This is a genomic window from Micromonospora sp. NPDC001898 (assembly GCF_042891255.1).
Classification (GTDB): Bacteria; Actinomycetota; Actinomycetes; order Mycobacteriales; family Micromonosporaceae; genus Micromonospora.
Genome location: NZ_JBIATC010000028.1, coordinates 1 through 21,156, shown reverse-complemented (window position 1 = coordinate 21,156; position 21,156 = coordinate 1). Strand labels below are relative to the sequence as shown.

General features: G+C 76.2%; 4 protein-coding genes. 2 read left to right on the top strand and 2 right to left on the bottom strand.

Translation table 11 applies throughout. The features are described from left to right. Positions 1–60 precede the first annotated feature (60 nt). The gene (locus tag ACFYZF_RS28850) at positions 61–14,985 is read right to left on the bottom strand and encodes an SDR family NAD(P)-dependent oxidoreductase (RefSeq protein ID WP_387026043.1); all 14,925 of its coding nucleotides are present in this window, start codon (positions 14,983–14,985) and stop codon (positions 61–63) included. Between the two features lie 1,061 nt (positions 14,986–16,046). Between ACFYZF_RS28850 and ACFYZF_RS28845 the strand changes: the two genes are divergently transcribed. Further along, a complete protein-coding gene (locus ACFYZF_RS28845) occupies positions 16,047–17,093 on the top strand; it encodes a 3-dehydroquinate synthase family protein (protein WP_387026068.1) in 1,047 nt (348 codons plus the stop codon). Positions 17,094–17,221: 128 nt separating this feature from the next. Here ACFYZF_RS28845 and ACFYZF_RS28840 read toward each other — a convergent pair whose 3' ends face one another. Continuing rightward, the gene (locus tag ACFYZF_RS28840; protein ID WP_387026041.1) at positions 17,222–18,412 is read right to left on the bottom strand and encodes an ATP-grasp domain-containing protein; all 1,191 of its coding nucleotides are present in this window, start codon (positions 18,410–18,412) and stop codon (positions 17,222–17,224) included. 487 nt (positions 18,413–18,899) lie between these two features. On the opposite strand from ACFYZF_RS28840, the gene ACFYZF_RS28835 reads away from it, so the two are divergent. Continuing rightward, the coding region (locus ACFYZF_RS28835) for an amino acid adenylation domain-containing protein (RefSeq protein WP_387026039.1) at positions 18,900–21,156 on the top strand (2,257 nt) is incomplete at its 3' end.

Below are 21,156 nucleotides of genomic sequence, written 5' to 3'. Positions count from 1 at the left end.
CGGGTGTCGGGGCGGGGGCTCCGGCCGGTCGGCGGAACGGGCGGGGCCGCCGGCCGGTCGTCAGAGTCCGAGTTCGGAGTCGATGAGGTCGAAGATCTCGTCGTCGCTGGCGCCGTCGATGTCCAGGTCGGGGCCGAGGTCTCCCCCCGGGCCGGTGCGCATGGTCCGCCACTTGGCCATCAGCACCTCCAGCCGGGAGCCGATCTGGGCGTGCAGCTCAGCCTCCAGGGTCGCCTCGGCCAGTGACCGTTCCAGGTTCTCCAGGTCGGTGAGGACCGGCGGCAGCGCCGGGCCGCTGTCCGGGACGAGCTGGGCGAGGAGGTAGCCGGCCAGAGCGGTCGGGTCGGGATAGTCGAAGATCAGCGTGGCGGGCAGCCGCAGGCCGGTCGCCTCGCCGAGCCGGTTGCGCAGCTCGACGGCGGTCAGCGAGTCGAAGCCGATCTGGCTGAACGCCCGGTCGGGGGCGACCGCCGCCCGGCTGCCGTGCCCCAGCACGCTCGCCGCCTGCTCGCGCACCAGGTCGACGAGCAGGCCGGGGCGATCGTCGGCGGGCAGCGCCGTCAGCTCGTCGGCGAGGGTCCGGCCGCCGGCCGCCGGGGTGGCCGACCGGGCGCTGCGCCGCTCCCGCCGTACCAGCCCGCGCAGCAGGGCCGGGGGGCGGGCGACCCGCTCGGTGAGGGCGGCGACGTCGATGCGGGTCGGCACCAGCACCGGCTCGGCCGTCCGCAGCGCCGCGTCGAACAGGGCCATCCCCAGGTCCGAGGGGATGGCGAGCTGCCCGTCGCGGGCGGTGATCCGGGGGTCGGCGCGGTCCAGCTTCGCGGTCATCTCGCTGGCCTCTTCCCACAGTCCCCAGGCCAGCGACCGGCCGGGCAGTCCGGCGGCGCGCCGGGCCTGCGCGAGGGCGTCGAGGAACGCGTTGGCGGCGGCGTAGTTGCCCTGGCCGGGCACGCCGAACACCCCGGCCCCGGAGGAGAACAGCACGAACCCGGCCAGGTCGAGGTGGCGGGTGAGTTCGTGCAGGTGCCAGGCGGCGTCGAGCTTGGGCGCGAAGACGGTGTCGACGCGTTGCGGGGTGAGGGCGGTGACCACCCCGTCGTCGAGCACCCCGGCGAGGTGCACGACGGCGGTCAGCGGGTGCCGGGGCGGCACCGCGTCCAGCACCCGGGCCAGGCTGTCCCGGTCGGCCACGTCGGCGGCGGCGAGGGTGACGTCGGCGCCCAGCGCGCGCAGCTCGTCGGCCGCCTCGGCCGCACCCGGCGCGTCTGCGCCGCGCCGGCTGACCAGCAGCAGCCGCCGCGCGCCGTGGGTCTCGACGAGCCGGCGGGCGACGAGCCGGCCCAGGGTGCCGGTGCCGCCGGTGAGCAGCACGGTGCCGTCGGGGTCCCACGGGCGGGGCGTGGTGAGCACCACCTTGCCGACGTGCCGCGCCTGGCTGACGTACCGGAACGCCTCCGGCGCCTGGCGCACGTCCCAGACCTGGGTGGGCAGCGGGGTGAGCGCGCCCTGTTCGAAGAGCCCGAGCAGGTCGACGAGCATCCGCTGGAGTTCGTCGGGGTCGGACAGGGTCAGGTCGAACGCCGTGTAGTCGACGCCCGGGTGGTCGGCCGCGACCGTCTGCGGGTCGCGGATGTCGGTCTTGCCCATCTCGACGAACCGGCCGCCGCGCGGCAGCAGCCGCAGCGACGCGTCGACGAACTCGCGGGCCAGCGAGTCCAGCACCACGTCGACGCCCCGGCCGTCGGTGGCGGCGCGGAACCGGGCCTCGAAGTCGAGGGTGCGCGACGACGCCAGGTGGTCGTCGTCGAGGCCGAGCGCGCGCAGCGCGTCCCACTTGGCGGGGCTGGCGGTGGCGTACACCTCGGCGCCGAGGTGGCGGGCGAGCTGCACGGCGGCCATGCCGACCCCACCGGCGGCGGCGTGCACCAGCACGGACTCGCCGCGACGGAGCCCGGCCAGGTTCACCAGCCCGTGGTACGCGGTCAGGAACACCACCGGCACGGAGGCGCCCTGCACGTACGACCAGCCGGCCGGCATCGGGGCGAGCAGCCGGCGGTCGGTGACGGCGAGCGGCCCGAAGCAGCCGACGAACACCCCGAACACGGCGTCGCCGGGGAACAGGTCGGTGACCTCGGCGCCCACCTCGACCACCTCGCCCGCGCCCTCGCCGCCGAGCGGCCCGGCGTCACCCGGGTAGAGCCCGAGCGCGTTGAGCACGTCGCGGAAGTTCAGGCCGGCGGCGCGGACGCGGACCCGCACGTCGAGAGGGCCGAGGACGGCGTCGGCGGCGTCCGTCGGGACCAGGGTGAGGTTCTCCAGGCTGCCGCGCACCGGCGCGTCCAGCCGCCAGGCGGGCGCGGCGGGCGGGGTGAGTTCGCCCGTCGAGCCGGCGCGGGCCAGCCGGGGGACGTATCCGACGCCGCCGCGCAGCGCCGCCTGCGGCTCGCCGGCCGCGAGCACGGCGGCGAGCTGATCGGCCCCGAGCCCGTCCCGGTCGACGTCGACGATCACCAGCCGGTCGGGGTGCTCCGACTGGGCCGAGCGGACCAGGCCCCACGCCGCGGCGGCGGCCGGATCGACCAGTTCGGCGGTGCTGTGCACGGCGACCGCTCCGTTGGTGACCAGCACCAGCCGGGCCGCCGCCCAGCGCGGCTCGGTGAGCCAGCGCCGGACCAGATCGAGGGCCCGGACGGTGGCGTGTCGGGCCGCCTCGGGCGCGGGCACGGCGGGTGCCGTGCACAGCGACGCGAGGACCGCCGAGGGCAGGTCGAGGCCCGCGTCGACGGCGGCGGCGAGGGCGTCCAGCCCGGGATACCCGGCGAAGCCCTCAAGGCCGGCCCGCCCGGCGAAGCCCTCAAGGCCGGCATGACCGGCGAAGCCCCCGGTGCCGGGGGTGCCGGCGGTGAGCGCCACGGCGGTGACCGGCGGGGCGTCGTCGGCGGGCGGCAGGGGGGTCCAGTCGAGGCGGAACAGGGCGTCCCGGGTGGCCCGGTCGTCGGTGCGGGTCAGCTCGCCGGCGGCGATCGGCCGCATCGTCAGGGCGTCCACGTCGGCGACCGGAGCGCCCGTCGGGTCGGCGACGGTCAGCGCGATGGCGTACGGGGCGACCTGGGTCAGGCGGACCCGCAGCGCGGTGGCGCCGGAGGCGTGCAGGGTGACGCCGTTCCAGGCGAACGGCAGCAGCAGCTGTCCCGCACCGGCCTCGGCGAGCCCGCCGAAGTGCGCGGCGTGCAGGGCGGCGTCGAACAGGGCCGGGTGCAGGCCGTACCGGTCGGCGTCGGCGCGCTGCGCGGCGGGCAACTCCACGTCGGCGTACACCTCGTCACCGCTGGTCCACACGGCGCGCAGACCCTGGAACGCCGGCCCGTACGCGTACCCGTCGGCGGCCAGCCCGGCGTAGAAGCCGGACAGGTCGACGGGGCGGGCGTGCGGCGGCGGCCACTCGGCCAGCTCCCCCGCCGCGTCCGAACCGGCGGTCCGGTCGGCGGACAGGGTGGCGCTGGCGTGCCGGGTCCACGGCGCGTCGGCCGGCCCGCCGGCGGGCCGGGAGTGCAGGGTGGCCGGGCGGCGGCCGTCGTCGTCGGCCGGGCCGAGGGCCACCTGGACCTGGGTGGCACCGTCGGCCGGCAGGGCCAGCGGGGCCTCGATGACCAGCTCGTCGAGGACGGGACAGCCGACCTCGTCGCCGGCCCGCAGGCAGAGTTCCACCAGGCCGGTGCCGGGCACCAGCACCGCGTCCAGCACCCGGTGGTCGGCCAGCCAGGGCTGGGCGGCGGCCGAGAGCCGGCCGGTGAACAGGTACCCCTTCGCCTCGGCCAGCGCCACGGACGCGCCGAGCAGCGGGTGCCCGGCGGCGTCCAGGCCGGCCGCGCCGACATCGCCGGGGCCGGCGCTCGGCCGGGGCCAGTAGCGGCGGTGGGCGAACGCGTACGTGGGCAGGTCGACGTGCCGGCCGCCGGCCAGGGCGGGCTGCCAGTCCACGCCGACGCCGCGCACGTGGAGCTGGGCCACCGAGAGCAGGAACCTGCCCCGGTCGCCCTGGTCGCGCTGCACCGAGCCGACCACCACGGCGGTGCCGTCGCCGTCGGCGAGGGTCTCGGAGATGCCCACGGTGAGCACCGGGTGGGGGCTGCACTCGACGTACGTGTCGTGGCCCTGGGCGGCCAACTCCAGCACCGCCCGGTGCAGCTCGACCGGCTGGCGCAGGTTGCGGTACCAGTAGTCGGGGCCCATCTCCTCGCCGTCGAGCCAGCGCAGGTCGGTGGTGGAGAACAGCGGCACGGCGGCCGGGCCGGGGGCGATGCCGGCCAGCAGCTCGGCCAGCTCGTCGCGGATCCGCTCCACCTGGGCGGAGTGGGAGGCGTAGTCCACGGCGATCCGGCGGACCCGGGCCTGCTCGGCGGCCAGTTCGGCGAGGAGCCCCTCCACGGCGGCCTCCTCGCCGGAGACCACCACGGCGGCCGGGCCGTTGACGGCGGCCACCGCCACCCGGTCGCCGTACCGGGCGGCCCGCTCGCGGACCACGTCGGCGGGCAGCGCCACGGAGGCCATCGCCCCGTGCCCGGCCAGGGCCCGGATCGCGCGGCTGCGCAGCGCCACCACCCGGGCGGCGTCGGGCAGCGAGAGCACCCCGGCGACGCAGGCGGCGGCGATCTCGCCCTGCGAGTGGCCGACCACGGCGTCGGGTCGCACGCCGTACGAGCGCCACAGCTCGGCCAGCGACACCATCATCGCGAACAGGGCGGGCTGCACCACGTCGACCTGGTCGAGGCTCGGCGCGCCGGGGGCCTGGCGCAGCACGTCCAGCAGCGACCAGTTCAGGTACGGCCGCAGCGCGGCGTCGCAGGCGGCCATCCGCTCGGCGAACACGGGGGCCTGGTCGAGCAGCTCCAGCCCCATGCCGAGCCACTGGGAGCCCTGGCCGGGGAAGACGAACACGACCCTGCCGGTGGTCCCGGCCTCGCCCCGGACCAGTTCGGGGGCGGGCCGGCCGTCGGCGAGCGCGTCGAGGGCGGCGGCGATCCGGTCCGCGTCGCCGCCGACGAGCACCGCCCGGGAGTCGAACGCGGCCCGGGTGGTGGCCAGCGACCAGGCCACGTCGAGCGGGCGCTGGTCGGGCCGTCCGGCCAGGTGGTCCCGCAGCCGGCGGGCCTGCCCGGCCAGCGCCTCGGGGGTACGCGCGGACAGCAGCCACGGCAGCGCCCCGGTCGGGTCGGCGGTGGACTCCGACGCCCCGACCGGCTCCGGCGCGGGCACGGCCTCGACGACGACGTGGGCGTTGGTGCCGCTGATGCCGAACGAGGACACCCCGGCCCGGGCGGGCCGGTCGGCGCGGGGCCACGGGCGGGCCTCGGTGAGCAGCTCCACCGAGCCGGAGTCCCAGTCGACGCGGGAGGTGCGCCGCTCGGCGTGCAGGGTGCGGGGCAGCCGCCCGTGCCGCATGGCGAGGACCATCTTGAGCACCCCGGCGACGCCGGCCGCGGCCTGGGTGTGGCCGAGGTTGGACTTGACGGAGCCGAGCAGCAGCGGCGGGGCGTCGGCGGGACGCTGGCCGTACGTGGCGAGGATCGCCTCGGCCTCGATCGGGTCGCCGAGCGCGGTGCCGGTGCCGTGCGCCTCGACGGCGTCCACGTCGGCGGGGGTGAGCCCGGCGGCGCCCAGCGCGGCCCGGATCACCCGCTCCTGGGACGGCCCGTTCGGGGCGGTCAGCCCGTTGGACGCCCCGTCCTGGTTGACGGCGGTGCCGCGGACCAGCGCGAGGACGGGGTGGCCCCGGCGGCGGGCGTCGGACAGGCGCTCCACCACCAGCATCCCGACGCCCTCGGACATGCCGAACCCGTCGGCGTCCTCGGCGAACGGCTTGCACCGGCCGTCGGCGGCGAGGCCGCGCTGGCGGCTGAACCCGGTCAGCCCGGCAGGGCTGGACAGCACCGACACGCCACCGGCCAGGGCCAGGTCGCAGTCGCCCTGGCGCAGCGCCTGGGCGGCCAGGTGCAACGCCACCAGGGACGCCGAGCAGGCCGTGTCGACGGTGACCGCCGGTCCCTCCAGCCCGAGGGAGTACGCGACCCGGCCGGACAACACGCTGCCGGCGGTGCCGGTGAGCAGGTGGCCCTCGTCGGCGATGGTCTCCCCGTCGTCGGCGACGGCGCCCGGGGCGATCTGGTCGGCGTAGTCCTGGCCGTGGGTGCCGGCGAACACGCCGGTACGGCTGCCGCGCAGCGTCCCCGGGTCGATGCCGGCGCCCTCCAGCGCCTCCCAGGAGGTCTCCAGCAGCAGCCGGTGCTGCGGGTCCATGGCCAGGGCCTCGCGGGGGCTGATGCCGAAGAACGCGGCGTCGAAGTCGGCGATGCCGGTGAGGAATCCGCCGGAGCGCACGTACGTCCGCCCGGGGGTGCCGTGGACGGGGTCGTACAGGTCGGGCCAGCCCCGGTCGGTGGGCAGGTCGCCGATGACGTCGCCGCCGCCGTCGAGCAGCCGCCACAGCTCGTCGGGCGAGCCGATGCCGCCGGGGAACCGGCAGGCCATGGCGACGATCGCGACGGGTTCGTCGAGGGCGACGGTGCTCGCGTCGGCGACCTCGGTGGCGGCGGTGCCGAGCAGCCGGGCGTGCAGGTGCGCGGCGAGCAGCTCCGGGGTGGGGTGGTTGAACACGGCGTGCGGGGCGAGCCGGACGCCGGTGACGGCGGAGAGCCGGTTGCTCAGCTCCACGGCCATCAGCGAGTCGAAGCCGAGTTCCTTGAACGGGCGGCGCGGCTCGACCTGCTCCGGGCCGGCGTGCCCGACGACGGTGGCGCTGCGGGCGCGGACCAGAGCCAGCAGCAGCGCGGCCCGCTCCGGCTCGCCGAGCCCGGCCAGCCGGTCGGCGAACCCGGCGGCGGACGCGGGGGCGGGGTCGGCGTTGACGGCCCGGCGGCGGAGCGGCGGGGGCAGCAGCGCCCGCAGCAGGGCGGGCGCCTCCCCGGAGGCCCGGACGGCGGCCAGGTCCAGCCCGATCGGCACCAGCGCGGGCCGGTCGGAGTGCAGGGCGGCGTCGAACAGGGCCAGTCCGGCGGCGGTGTCCAGGGGGCGGGTGCCGCCCCGGGCGAGGCGGGCCAGGTCGGCGGGGGTGAGCCGGCCGGCCATCCCGGCCTCCTCGGCCCACAGGCCCCAGGCCAGGGCGGTGGCGGGCAGGCCGTGGGCGCGGCGGTGCCCGGCGAGCGCGTCGAGGAACGCGTTGCCGGCGGCGTAGTTGCCCTGGCCGGGGCTGCCGAAGGTGGCCGACGCCGAGGAGAACAGCACGAACGCGGCCAGGTCGAGGCCGGCGGTCAGCTCGTGCAGGTGCCACGCGCCGTGCACCTTGGACCGCAGAACCCGCTCCCAGCGTGCCGCGTCGAGGCCGGTGAGCAGGGCGTCGTCGGTGACCCCGGCGGCGTGCACGACCGCCACGAGGCGGTCGGCGAGCGGGGCGACCACCTCGGCGAGCGCGGCCCGGTCGGCGACGTCGGCGGCGACCACCCGGACGGTCACCCCGGCGTCGGTGAGCGCGGCCATCCAGTCGGCGTACCGGCCGGCGCGGCTGAGCAGCACCAGCTCGGTGACGCCGTGCGCGGTGGCGAGGTGGGTGGCGACGTGCCGGCCGACGCCGCCGGTGCCGCCGGTGACGAGCACGGTGCCGCCGGCCAGCGCCGGCAGGGGCCCGGCGGCGGGGTGCTCGACGGGGCGGAGCCGGGGCAGCAGGGCCCGGCCGTCGCGGACGGCCACCTCGGGCTCGTCGGGGCCGGCGGACAGGGCCACCCGGACGGCCGCGTCGTCGCCCGCGTCGAGGCTGAGCAGCAGGAACCGGTCGGGATGCTCGGCCTGGGCGACCCGGACCAGCCCGGCGACCGGGGCGTGCACCGGGTCGCCGTCGCGCACGGCGAGGGCGAGCCGGGTGGTCTCGGCGCGCGGGTCGTCCAGCCAGCGCCGCAGCACGGCGAGGGTGTCGAGGCCGACGGCGTGCGCCCGGTCGGGCACCGGCCGTTCCGGGTCGCCGTCGCCGACCCGCAGCACCAGCACCGGCGGCAGCGGCCCGTCCGGGGGGCTGCCGTCGGCGAGGGTCCAGGCGGGAACCGGCGTGGCCGGGGCGGCGGCGGGCAACCGGTCGACGGCGTACAGGCCGGCGGGGGCGGCCGACGGGGGCGGGCCGTCGGCGGGCGGCGGCGTCACGACGCGCAGCACCACCCGCTCGACGTCGAGCACCGACGCCCCGGAGTCGTCGACGGCGCTGAGGCTGACCGCGTCCGCCCCGGCGGGGGCGAGGCAGACCCGCAGCGCGTGGGCTCCGGTGGCGCGCAGGCGCACCCCGGTCCAGTCGACGGCCATCGGCCGCGCGGCGGGACCGGCGGCCCCCGCGCCCGCGTCGACTCCGACGTCCGCTCCGGCGGTGGCGAAGTCGGCGAGCGGGAGCAGCCGCAGGGCCGCGTCCAGCACCAGCGGGTGCACGCCGTACCGGTCGGCGTCGGAGTCCCGGGCGTCCTCGGGCAGGCGTACGTCGACGAAGAGCCGGTCGGCGGCGACCCACGCGCCCCGGGCCAGCTCGCCGGCGAGCGCCCGGTGCTCCGGGGCGTCCAGGTCCACGGGGCGGGCACCGGTTGGCGGCCACACCGGTACGGCGGTGACCGGGCCGGCGGCGGGGTCTGCCGGGGCGAGCACCGCCTCGGCGACCTCCCGCCACGGCTGGCCGTCGGCGGCCCGTACGTGGCAGCGCGCCACCCGACGCAGGTGCTCGTCCGGCCCGGCGACGATGACCTGCACGTCGACGGTCAGCTCGGCGGGCAGCGGCACCGGCTCGGGGACCCGCAGCCGCGCCACGGTGGGCAGGTCGAGGAGTTCGCCGAGGTGGGTGAGCAGGTCCAGCAGGGCGGTGGCGGGCAGCAGCGGTACGCCGTCGGCGGGCGCGGCCAGCCACGGGTGGGTGGCCGCGGCGATCCGGCCGGTGCAGACGACCTGCCCGGTGCCGGCGACCGGCAGCACCGTGCCGAGCAGCGGGTGACCTGCATCGGTCAGCCCGACGTCGGCCGGGCCGCCGGCCACCGCCGAGTAGGGCAGCCAGTAGTGCCGGCGCTGGAAGGCGTACGTGGGCAGCTCGACCCGGCGGTGCGGGCCGGGGCCGGTGAGGGCGGCCGGGTCCACGGCGGCGCCGCGCACGTGCAACCGCGCCACGGCGGCCAGCAGCGCGTCCGGCTCGTCGTCGACGGTCCGCACGGCGGGGACGAAGGCCAGCTCGTCGGCGTCGGTGGCGAGGCAGTCCTGGGCCATGGCGGTGAGCACGCCGCCGGGCCCGACCTCCAGGAACGTGCTGGTCCCCTGCCGGTGCAGGGCGCGCATCCCGTCGAGGAAGCGGACGGTGCCGCGCACGTGCGCCACCCAGTAGTCGGGCGAGCAGAGCCGGGCCGGGTCGACCGGCCCGCCGGTCAGGTTGGACACCACCGGCAGGTGCGGGGTGCGGTAGGTGAGGCCGGCGGCCACCGCGCGGAACGCGTCGAGCATCGGCTCCATGCGCGGCGAGTGGAACGCGTGCGACACCCGGAGCCGGCTGGTCCGCCGGCCGGCGGCGCGCAGGGTGGCCGCGACGGCCAGCACGGCGTCGGCGTCACCGGAGAGGACCACGCTGGTCGGCCCGTTGACGGCGGCCAGCCCGACCCGGTCGGTGAGGTGGGGGGCCACCTCGGCCTCCCCGGCCTCGACGGCGACCATCGCGCCCCCGTCGGGGAGCTGCTGCATCAGCCGGGCCCGGGCGGCGACCAGCGCCGCCGCGTCGGCGAGGGAGAACACCCCGGCCACGTGCGCGGCGGTCAGCTCGCCGACGGAGTGGCCGAGCACCGCGTCGGGGCGCACGCCCCAGGACTCCAGCAGCCGGTACAGCGCCACCTCGAACGCGAACAGGGCCGGCTGGGTGTACAGGGTCTGGTCGAGCAGGCCGGCCAGTTCCCCGCCGGTCTCGGCGAGGGTGACGTCCGCGACGGGGTGCGGGGCGTGGCCGGCGAGGGCGCGGTCGAGTTCGGCGCAGGCCGCGTCGAACGCGTCGGCGAAGACCGGGTACGCCGCGCGCAGTCCCCGGCCCATGCCGGGGCGCTGGCCGCCCTGCCCGCCGAAGAGCAGGCCGAGCTGGCCGTCGACGACCCGGCCGGTCAGCACGCCGGCGGTGTCGGGGTCCGCGTCGCCCCGGGTCAGCGCGGTCAGCCCGGACCGGGTGGCGGCCGGGTCGCCGGCCAGCACCACGGCCCGGTGCTCCAGGGCGGCACGGGTGGTGGCCAGGGCGTGCCCGACGTCGGCCGGGTCGGCGTCCGCGCCGGGGCCGTCGAGCCAGCCCAGCAGCCGGGCCGCCTGGTCGCGCAGGGCCTCGCCGGTGGCGCCGGAGAGCAGCCACGGCACCGGGCCGCAACGGTTTCCGGCGGCGTTCGGCGCGGGCTCCCCGGTCCGGTGCGCGACGGACGCGGGCTCCCCGGTCGAGCGGCCGGCGGGCGCGGGCTCCGGGTCGGCGGGGGGCGCCTCGACGATGACGTGGGCGTTGGTGCCGCTGATGCCGAACGAGGAGATGCCGGCCCGCCGGGGCCGGTCCACCGCCGGCCAGGGGCGGGCCTCGGTGAGCAGCTCGACCGCGCCGGCGGACCAGTCCACCTCGGACGTCGGGGCGTCCACGTGCAGGGTGGCCGGCAGCGTCCCGTGTCGCATGGCCAGCACCATCTTGATCACCCCGGCTGCGCCGGCGGCGGCCTGGGTGTGGCCGAGGTTGGACTTCAGCGAGCCCAGCCGCAGCGGACCGGCGTCGCCCCGGCCCGCACCGTACGTGGCGAGCAGCGCCTGCGCCTCGATCGGGTCGCCGAGCCGGGTGCCGGTGCCGTGCGCCTCGACGGCGTCCACGTCGGCGGCGGTGAGCCCGGCGGCGGCCAGCGCCCGGCGGATCACCCGCTCCTGGGCGGGCCCGTTGGGGGCGGTGAGCCCGTTGGACGCGCCGTCGGAGTTGATCGCGCTACCGCGCAGCACGGCGAGGACGGGGTGCCCGTTGCGGCGGGCGTCGGAGAGGCGTTCCAGCAGCAGCACGGCGACGCCCTCGGACCAGCCGGTGCCGTCGGCGCCCTCGGCGAACGCCTTGCACCGGCCGTCGGGGGCGAGCCCGCGCTGCCGGCTGAACTCGACGAACGCCTGCGGGGTGCCCATCACCGCCACGCCGCCGGCCACCGCGAGGGTGCAGTCCCCGGCGCGCAGGGCCTGAGCGGCCAGGTGCAGCGACACCAGCGACGACGAGCAGGCCGTGTCGACGGTGACGGCGGGGCCCTCCAGCCCGAGCGCGTACGCGACCCGGCCGGTGACCACGCTGCCGGCGGTGCCGACGCCGAGGTACCCCTCGGTGCCGGGTGGGGCCTGCCGCAGGTTGGCGGCGTAGTCGTGGTGCATGACGCCGGCGAACACGCCGGTGGCGCTGCCGCGCAGCGAGGTGGGGTCGATGCCGGCCCGCTCGAACAGCTCCCAGGAGGTCTCCAGCAGCAGCCGCTGCTGAGGGTCCATCGCCAGCGCCTCGCGGGGGCTGATCGCGAACAGGGCGGCGTCGAAGTCCGCCGCGTCGGGCAGGAACCCGCCGACCCGCACGTACGAGGTGCCGGGCTGGTCGGGGTCGTCGGAGAACAGGTGGGCGAGGTCCCAGCCCCGCTCGGCGGGGAACCCGGTGAGCCCCTCCCGGCCCTGGTCGACGAGGTCCCACAGCTCCTCGGGGGAGGCGACCCCGCCGGGCAGCCGGCAGGCCATGGCTACGACGACCACCGGGTCGTCCGACGGGGCCCCGCCGGCCGGTCCGCCCGGGGCGACGGCTGCCGGGGCGGCGCCGCGCAGCCGGGCGGCGAGGTGCCGGGCGAGGGCGTCCGGGCTCGGATGGTCGAAGGCGGCGGTGGCGGAGAGCCGTACCCCGGTGGCGCGGGCCAGCCGGTCGCGCAGCGCGACCGCGCCGACGGAGGTGAAGCCGAGTTCCTTGAAGGCCCGACCCGGGCGGACCGCGCCCGGACCGGGCAGGCCGGCGACCTCGGCGGTGGCGGCGCGGACCAGGTCGAGCAGGAGCCGGTCGCCCTCCACGGTGGTCAGCGCGGCTACCCGGCGGCGCAGCTCGGCGGCGTCCCGTTCGTCGGCCGGGTCGGTCCCGGCGGGGCCCCGCCAGGCGGGGTGCGCGGCGGCAGCCGGGTGGGCGAGCAGGACGAGGTCGTCGCCGTCGTGCGCGACGTCGAACGCGGCGAGGTCGATCCGGGCGGTGGCGCTCGCCGCGCGGTCCGGGTCGGCCGCCGTGCCGACCATCCGGGCGGGCAGGCCGGCCGCGCGGCGGCGGGCGACCAGGGTGTGCAGGGCGCCGACGGCAGCCGCCGCCCGCTCCCGGTCGGCTCCGCCGAGCAGCGGGGCCGCCGGGACGAGAACGGTGAACGCGGTGACGGCGGCGTGCCGGGCGTGGGCGTCCAGCGCCTCGGCGAGGGCGACCACCCGCGCGGCCCCGGCGGGGTCCGCGAGGTCGGCCTCGGACGGGCAGAGGAAGACCGCGCCGACCGGCTCGTCGCCGGCGGGGGCGGCGGCGTCGGCCCGGTGCCGGCCGGCGCCGGAGCGGCGCCGCATGGTGACCGCCGCGCCGGCCGCGGTCAGCTCCGCGACCAGCTCGACCAGGGCGGCGTCGTCCGGGGAGCCGGCGGGCAGCAGCACCAGCCGGCCGGCGCCGTACGCGCCGACCAGGTGCCGGGCCAGCGCCACGCCGGTCGGGGTGTCGGCCCCGGCGACCAGGGCCGGGGCTGCCGGGTCGACGACCCGCGCCGGCCGCGCGGGGGTCCGCGCGGGGGCCGGCCCGAGGACCGGGTGCCGGGCCGCGCCGGCGCGGAGGGCCACCTGCGCGGCGCCGGCGTCCACGGCGGCGGGCAGCAGGGCCAGCGAGTGGGCGTCGGCGTCGACCAGCACGACCCGGCCCGGGTACGCGGCCTGGAGGCAGCGGCCCACCGCCCAGGCGACGGCGGCGGCCGGGACGAGGTCCGGGTCGTCGGCCAGCTCCGGGGTGGACGCGTCCACTGCTCCGGTGGTCAGCAGCACCAGCCGGGCGGCGGCGGACCGGTCGTCGTCGAGCCGGTCGCGCAGCCGGTCGGCGAGGCCCACCACGGCACCGGGGTCGGCGAGGTCCACCGGGACGGCGTCGGCGAGCAGCAGCGTCACGTCCGGCACGTCCGGGTCCCGGCGCAGGGCGGCGAGGTCGGGGTACGCGTCGAACCGGTCCCCCGCCGACGCCGCGCGCAGCGGCTCGACCAGCGCCTCGCCGCCCGTGCCGACGACCGCCCAGCGGCGTGCCGGCGCGGGGCCGGCCGGGTCCACCGTCGCGGCGGGAGCGGCCGGCGGCACGGCGGTCAGGTCCAGCGGTCGCCAGGTCACGGTGCTCAGCGGGTCGTGGTGGCTGCCGTTGACGGCGCGCAGCCGGGCCGGCCGGTCCAGCAGCAGCCGCCGGGTGACCTTCCCGGAGGCGGTGCGCGGCACCTGGCCGATCTCGTACAGCTCGTCGGGCACCTTGTAGTAGGAGAGCCGCTCCCGGCAGGCCGCGTACCCGGCGGCGGGGTCGAAGCCCTCCGGCCCGGGGACGACGAACGCCACCGGCACCTCGCCGAGCACCTCGTGCGGCCGGCCGGTGACGGCCACGTCGGCGACGCCGGGCACCGAGCGCAGCGCCTCCTCCACCTCCGACGGGTGGATCTTCTCCCCGCCCCGGATGATCAGCTCCTGGTGCCGGCCGGTGACGAACAGGTTGCCGTCGACGTCCCGGCGAGCCAGGTCACCGGTGCGGTACCAGCCGTCGCGCAGCGCGTTGGCGGTCACGTCGGGCAGGCCGTGGTACCCGAGCATCACGCTCGGCCCGCGTACCCACACCTCGCCCTCGGCGTCGACCGGGACGTCCACTCCGGTCTGCGGGCTGACCAGGCGCACCTCGACGCCGGGCACGGGCTGTCCGCAGGAGCCCTCCACCCGGGGCGAGTCCGGCCGGGTGATGGCGATCGAACCGCAGGTCTCGGTGCTGCCGTACGCGTCGAGCAGCGGCGCGTCGAACACCTCGTCGAACGCCCGACGCAGCGCGCCCGTGGTGATCGCCCCGCCCACCAGGCACATCCGCAGGGCCGGGGCCCGGAAACCGGTGTCCCTGGCGGCGGCGACCAGGTGGTGGTACATGGCCGGCACCCCGGCCAGCACGGTCGCCGCGTCGGAGTCGACGGCGCGCAGCACGTCGTCGGCGGAGAAACCGTCGATGAGCCGGGCGGTGGCGCCCACGGCGGTCACGCTCAGCACGCAGCCGATGTGGGAGAGGCTGTGGAACAGCGGCAGCGGCCACACCACCCGGTCGTCGGGGGTCAGGCCGGGGATCGGCACGTAGCAGGAGGCGACCGACCACAGGCAGGTGCGCTGGGTGGACAGCACGCCCTTGGGCCGGCCGGAGGTGCCGGAGGTGTAGAGCATCCAGGCGACCTCGTCGAGGCCCAGGTCGTCCCGGGCGTCGACGGCGGGCTCGGCGTCGACCAGGTCCCGCCAGGCGGCGACGCCGTCGGGCGCCGGGGCGTCCCCGATGACCCAGACCCGCAGGTCGGGGCGGTCCGCGCGCAGCCGTACGAGCTGGTCGAGGTGCTCCGGGCCGACGACCACCAGCACCGCGCCGGAGTCGTCGAGCAGGTGGGCCAGCTCCGCGTCGGTGCTGCGCGGATTCAGCGGTACACCCACCGCGGCGGCCCGGGTGACGGCGAGCCAGGTCTCCACCGTCTCCACCCGGTTGCCGAGGCAGAAGGCCACCCGATCGCCGCGCCCGACCCCGGCCGCCGCCAGGTGCCCGGCGAGCCGACGGGTCCGTGCCTCCAGGTCGGCGTACCCGACCGCGCGGCGGTCGTCGCGGAAGGCGACCTTGTCCCCGAACCTGTCGGCGTGGGCCCTCAGCAGATCGGGCAACGGCTGGACCAGGTCGCTCCGAAGCATGTCACCACATTCCGTCCGTCGGCGAGACTCCTCGTCCGCGGCGTAGACCTCGCTCGCCGTAACGGCCCAAGTCTTCCGAGCGCCCTGCCGACGACCTACCCCTGTCGCCCCCTAAGTCGTCCCCAGTTCCAGGGCCGATGCGCTGGCGGGACGTGCCGCGGGCCGATGATGGGGCGACCCCCGCAGACCGTCGTGCCCGTGCTCCGTCAGTCGAGGTGCCGTCGTTGGAACGCTCGTGGTTGTTCACCCACCTGGCCGTGCCGGCCGACGGGTGCCCGGACGCGCGGATGTCCGAGCTGCTCGGGACGGTGGTCGCCGAACTGGTTGCCGCCGCCCGGCGGGCCGACCCGCGAGCGGACTGGTTCTTCGACCGGGTCGGCGCTCCGGCCGGGCCGCGGCTGAGCCTCGGCTTCCACACGACCGGCGCCGGGCTCGACGAGGTACGGCGGCGGCTGCCGGCGGCGGCCGACCGGGACGCCTGCCGCGCGGACCCGTACGCGGTGCGCGACGCCGCCCGGGGCGGCCCGCTCGCGCACGCGGGCAGCGACCTGGCCCTGGCCCTGCTCGGCGGGGACGCACCCTGGCTGGCCGGGGTCGAGTTGCCGCTGGCCGTGGCGCACCTGCGGCACCTGACCGGGCTGGTGCCGGCGGCCGACCGGCTGACCTTCCTGTTCCTGCACTGGCAGGACCGTGGCCGGCTGCTCACCGGCGCGCAGCGGCGGGACCTGGCCGGGCAGGCGGACGCCGGGGCGGAGAAGATCGCGCTGACGGCCGGTGACCTGCCGCTGACCGGGGAGGTGGCCGCCGCCTGGCGGCAGTACCTGGACCGGGTGACGGCCGTGGTCGACCGGGACCATCCGGTGACGCCGCCCGGTTTCCTGCTGGCGCACCACGCCCAGCTGACCCACGAGCGGTGGGGCATCGGGCCGGACGTCGACGCGCTGGCCGCGCTGGCGCTGCGGCTGTCGATGGTCCGGGAACGCCCGTTGGCCGCCACGGTTGCCGCGACGCCGCCGACGCCCGCCCCCCGCCCGCGGGCCTCTAGAGGAGACAGCAGCCGCATGCGCCCGACCCACACCGGCCGTCCCGCTTCCGACGCCGCCGCGCCGACCCGGATCGACGTTCCGCTCGGCGAACGCGCGTACCCGGTGCTGATCGGCCCCGGGGTGCGCCACCGGCTGCCGGCGGAGGTGGCGCGGATCGGCGCGCGGCGGGTCGTGGTGGTCTCGGCCCGGCCTCCACAGTGGACGCCCGACCCGGGCGTGCCGCACCGCGTGGTGCCGGCCCGCGACGGCGAGCACGACAAGACCCTGGCCACGGTGGAGCAGCTCTGCCGCGCGTTCGCCGAGTTCGGGCTGACCCGCGCCGACGCGGTGGTCTCCTGCGGCGGCGGCACCACCACGGACGTGGTCGGGCTGGCCGCCGGCCTCTACCACCGGGGGATCGCGGTGATCCACCTGCCGACCTCACTGCTCGCCCAGGTGGACGCCAGCGTCGGCGGGAAGACGGCGGTGAACCTGCCGGAGGGCAAGAACCTGGTCGGGGTGTACTGGCAGCCGCGCGCCGTGCTCTGCGACACCGAGCACCTGACGACGCTGCCGGAACGGGAACTGCGCAACGGCTACGGTGAGATAGCCCGGGCCCACTTCATCGGCGCGGGCGAGCTGCGCGACCGGCCCGTGGCCGAGCAGATCGCCGCCTGCGTGGCGCTGAAGGCCCGGGTGGTGGCCGCCGACGAGCGCGACGCCGGGCTGCGGCACATCCTCAACTACGGCCACACCCTCGGGCACGCGCTGGAGCGGGCCACCGACTTCGCGCTGCGGCACGGCGAGGCGGTCGGCGTCGGCACGGTCTTCGCGGGCCGGCTGGCCGGCGTCCTCGGCCGGATCGGGGCCGACCGGGTGGCCGAGCACCACGACGTGGTGGCCGGCTACGGCCTCGACACCGCGCTGCCGGCCGGGGTCGACCACGACGAGCTGATCGCGCTGATGCGGCGGGACAAGAAGGCCACCGACGGCCTGTCCCTCGTCCTGGACGGCCCGGCCGGCCCCGACCTGGTCGCCGACGTCCCGGAACCGGCCGTCCGCGCCGCCCTCGCCGGGATGTAGCGCACCGGCACCCGTTCTGTCGCCGCCTGCGGGTGCGTTGTTGTCGCCCGGGCAGCAACAACCACACCCGCAGGCGCACACCCCGCCGTCGCGGGCCACCGGCGCGGCCCGGGGTGGGGGGCGGTCCGTCAGCTGTTCAGCGCTCGCTGGACCTGCGCGATCAGCACGCCGCAGGCGTACCGGTCCGAGGCGCCGACCATGCCGACGATGGTCGCCGGATGCGGGCCGTTGTCCGTCTCCGCCGGGTCGTAGTGCATGAACACGACGAGCTGCCCACGATCGATGAACGGGGCGAGGATCGGCTCGGCGTCGACACCGGGCGCGAGGGAGAAGAACGTCGTGATGGCACACGGGTGCTGGCGCAGCAACGAGCTGCGGTGCAGCAGCGACGAGGTGGCTCCGCTGACCCGAAAGTTCGGGTCGATGATCCGCAGTTCGTCGTTCCGGCCGATCCCTGCGTCGAACGAGCAGTACCCCCGGTACCCGAGAGCACTGGCCTTTCGGACCCCTGTGGTCAGCGCTTCGATCAGCTCCGTCGGCGGTTGGTCGTCGTCCATCACACAACCGACCCACGTCGAGGTGGGCTGCGGCAGGTGCACGGACGCACCGAAGTATTCCACCGATCCGCTCTCGGTCACGCCGAACTGGAGCCCCCAGACTGTCCGGAAGGGAACCTCCTCCTCGACGATCCACTGGTCGCTCACCTGCTCCAGTTGGTTGAACAGTGACCGGTTGAGCCGGTCGCGCAGCCGTCTGGTGAAGATCGCGATCCCGCTGTACACCTCGGCACCGGCCGGTTTGATGACCGCCGGCCGGCGGTCCTGCTGCACGATCCGTCGCACCTCCGCGGGGGTGGCGACCTGCCGGCGGGGCAGGTACTCCGGTGCGACCAGGCTCTCCAGGACGGTCTTGTTGTTGAGTCGGGCCAGCAGGTCCGGCGAGACCCGGGCCGACGCGGCCCGCAGCTGCGGGTCGTGCGGGGGGAACTGGAACTCCAACAGCTCGCCCCGCTCGGCGGCTTCCCGGGCGAGCTGTACCGCCTGCTCGCTGTTGCGGAATTCACGCAGGTCGCTCGGCGTCTTGAGACCGCTCCGGCTGAGCAGCCGGAGCGACTTGTCCGCGCAGGCGCCGGTGCTGGCGATGGCCGCCGCCTGGTGCGGAAGGGTGAGGTGAAGGCCAGTGATCATGTCCAGCCCGTTGTCCAAGCCGGCGCCCGCGCCGGCCAGATAACGGCTGCTGGCGGTCGTCACCGGACTTGGTGGCCGGGCCAGGACCACCCCGTCGTGGGCGAACACCTGCACCTGGATAGGCGTATACATCGAATCTCCTGACATGCCGGCCCACGGAGGGCCTCGGGGATGGCACGAAGCCTGGGAGCACCGCCGCCACGATCATGCGGAGAACGTGGGCGAACAGGTGGCGTCCCGGTTCTGATGAAGGCCGCTCGGCCGCGAGAGTCGGGCGTGCCGCGTGCACCGAAAACAGCGCGGTTCCAGGCTGGATCGACCAGGTCGCGGCCGGCTTTTGGCCAGCGCTGCGTTGGCGCGGTGCTCACCAGCAGCCGGTGTGTGATTGACCAGTCATCGACCGGGTGATCGTCGAACCATGATTTGGGGTGCGCAGTCAGCTTACTTTGCACAATTTTGAGCTGAAGGGTCGCCGGCCCGACGCAGACTCCCTAGGGGGTCGACGTGTGAATCTAGGGGTGTACACCGCTCCACCGGGCTTCGTAGGGTCGGGCCCCGTCGGGTCGTCGTTGCCCTCCACCGCAACGGAGTGGGACGCACGTGGGTGCGCGGCGCCCGGGTGGAACGGGAGGTGCCGCACCGCCGACACGGCGGGGCCCGCCGCGAAGAGGCCCCGATCGGCCACCCCGGCGGGTGGTGGCGGCGTTCCACGCCGCGCGGCATCCATCGCGCCACATTGTGCCGTCCGCCAAACGGAACATCGGCTGACCGGCCGCTCCGGCCACGCGCCTCCCCGGTCACCCCTTTCGATCGGAGGTTGATCATGTCTGTCGGGTCCGCTGGTGCTCAGTCCGTGGGCGCTGCGATTGACATCGGACCGGCCGGATCGGCCGAAGGCCTGGACCTGATGGGTGATCTGCGGCGGCCGTTGGTGTGGCCGGCTCGGGCGGGGTCGGTGGTGCGGGCGGTGGAGTTGTCCGGTGTGGTGGGTGCGGAGTTGCCTGGTCTGGTGGGTGCGGGGCGGGCTGGTGTGGTGGGTGTGGAATCGGCTGGTGTGGTGGTGTTGGCGGGCCTTGTCGGGGTGTTGGCCCGGTATACGGGTCAGGAGGAGGTGGCGCTGGGCCTGTCGGGTGGCGGGTTGGTGCGGGTGGGTGTGGCGGGTGATCCGGGGTTCGCCGAGTTGGTGTCCCGGGTGGGTGCGGCGTGGGCCGCGCCGGTGGCGGTTCCGGGTACGGGTGTGGTGGGTGCGGGCCTTGTGGGTCCGGTGGTGGTGGGTGTGGTGGACGGTCCGGTGGCCGAGGTCGGGCCGGCGGTGGTGGATGTTGATCTGGTGGTGAGTGTGGCTGCGGACGGGTCCGGGGTTCGGGTGGATTACGCGGCGGAAGGCTTCTCCGCGGAGTGGGTGCGGGGCCTGCTGGACCAGACCGTGACGTTGGCGTCAGCCGGTGTCCGGGAACCGGGGGTTCCGTTGTCTCGGTTGCCGTTGTTGGGTGAGGTGGAACGGGAGCGGCTGCTCGCGTGGGGTCGGGGTCCGGTGCGTCCGGTGTCGGGTGAGCCGATCCACGACCTGGTGTTGGCGTGGGCACGCCGCACGCCGGACGCCGTCGCGGGCGTCGCCGACGGCGAGGTGCTCACCTACGGGGAACTGGCCCGCCGATCGGAACTGCTGGCCCGCTACCTGCGGTCAGCCGGTGTCGGTGTCGGGGACGTGGTGTCCCTGGCGTTGGACCGCAGCCTGTGGACGTTGGTCGCCACCCTCGCCGTCCTACGGGCCGGCGCGGCATACACGCCGATGGACGTGTCATGGCCGGCCGAACGGATGCGGATGCTCCTGACCGACCACGGCGCCCAGATCGTGCTCACCATCGGTGAGGTCGCCCCCCGCATCCCCGCACCCGACGGCGTCCGAGTCGTCGCACTCGACAACGACTGGCCGACCGTGGAGGCCTGCGAACCGGTCGACCTCCCGGTGGTGGACGCTTCCGGACCGGCGTTCGTGATCTACACGTCAGGATCGACCGGCACCCCGAAAGGCGTCGTCCTGTCGCACGACAACCTGACGAACTTCCTCACCTGGATGGCCGACGAATGCGCGGTCGGCCCCGACAGCCGCATGCTGCACTGCTGCGCCCCCGTCTTCGACGTCGCACTCGGCGAGATCTACACCGCGTTGACCTCCGGCGCCCGCGTCGTCATCTGCTCCCGCGACGACCTCCTCGACCCCCGCCGACTCACCGATTTGATCGCCAAAGAACACACCACCCACGCGTTCTGCCCACCCACCAACCTCGCCGCCATCGACCCCACCGACTGCCCCAGCATGTCCTGCGTCACCCTCGCCGGAGAACCCATCCCACCCCGCATGGCCCAACGCTGGATGACCGCAGGCACACGCCTCATCAACGCCTACGGCCCCGCCGAAGCCTCCATCGCCTGCACCTGGTACGACACCAAAGCCGGCTGGAACAGCACATACGTCCCCATCGGCTGGCCCATGCCCAACCGACAAATCCGCGTCGTCGACCCCCACCTCAACCTCGCCCCCATGGGCGTCCCCGGCGAAATCCTCATCACCGGAAACGGCGTCGCCCACAACTACCTCAACCGCCCCGAACTCACCACACAACGCTTCATCACCGACCCCCACAGCGGCCAAACCGCCTACCGCACCGGCGACCTCGGCCGATGGAACACCACCGGCGCACTCGAAATCCTCGCCCGCATCGACCACCAAGTCAAAATCAACGGCATCCGCATCGAACTCGGCGAAATCGAAACCATCCTCGAACAACACCCCCACGTCGACACCGCCATAGTCACCCGCCACGAAGACCAAAACACCGCACGCCTCATCGCCTACATCACCAAACGCAACA

Coding starts and splice junctions, on each gene's coding strand:
- ACFYZF_RS28845 (WP_387026068.1), top strand. CDS start 16,047: ATGCGCCCGACCCACACCGGCCGTCCCGCTTCCGACGCCGCCGCGCCG.
- ACFYZF_RS28840 (WP_387026041.1), bottom strand. CDS start 18,412: ATGTATACGCCTATCCAGGTGCAGGTGTTCGCCCACGACGGGGTGGTC.
- ACFYZF_RS28850 (WP_387026043.1), bottom strand. CDS start 14,985: ATGCTTCGGAGCGACCTGGTCCAGCCGTTGCCCGATCTGCTGAGGGCC.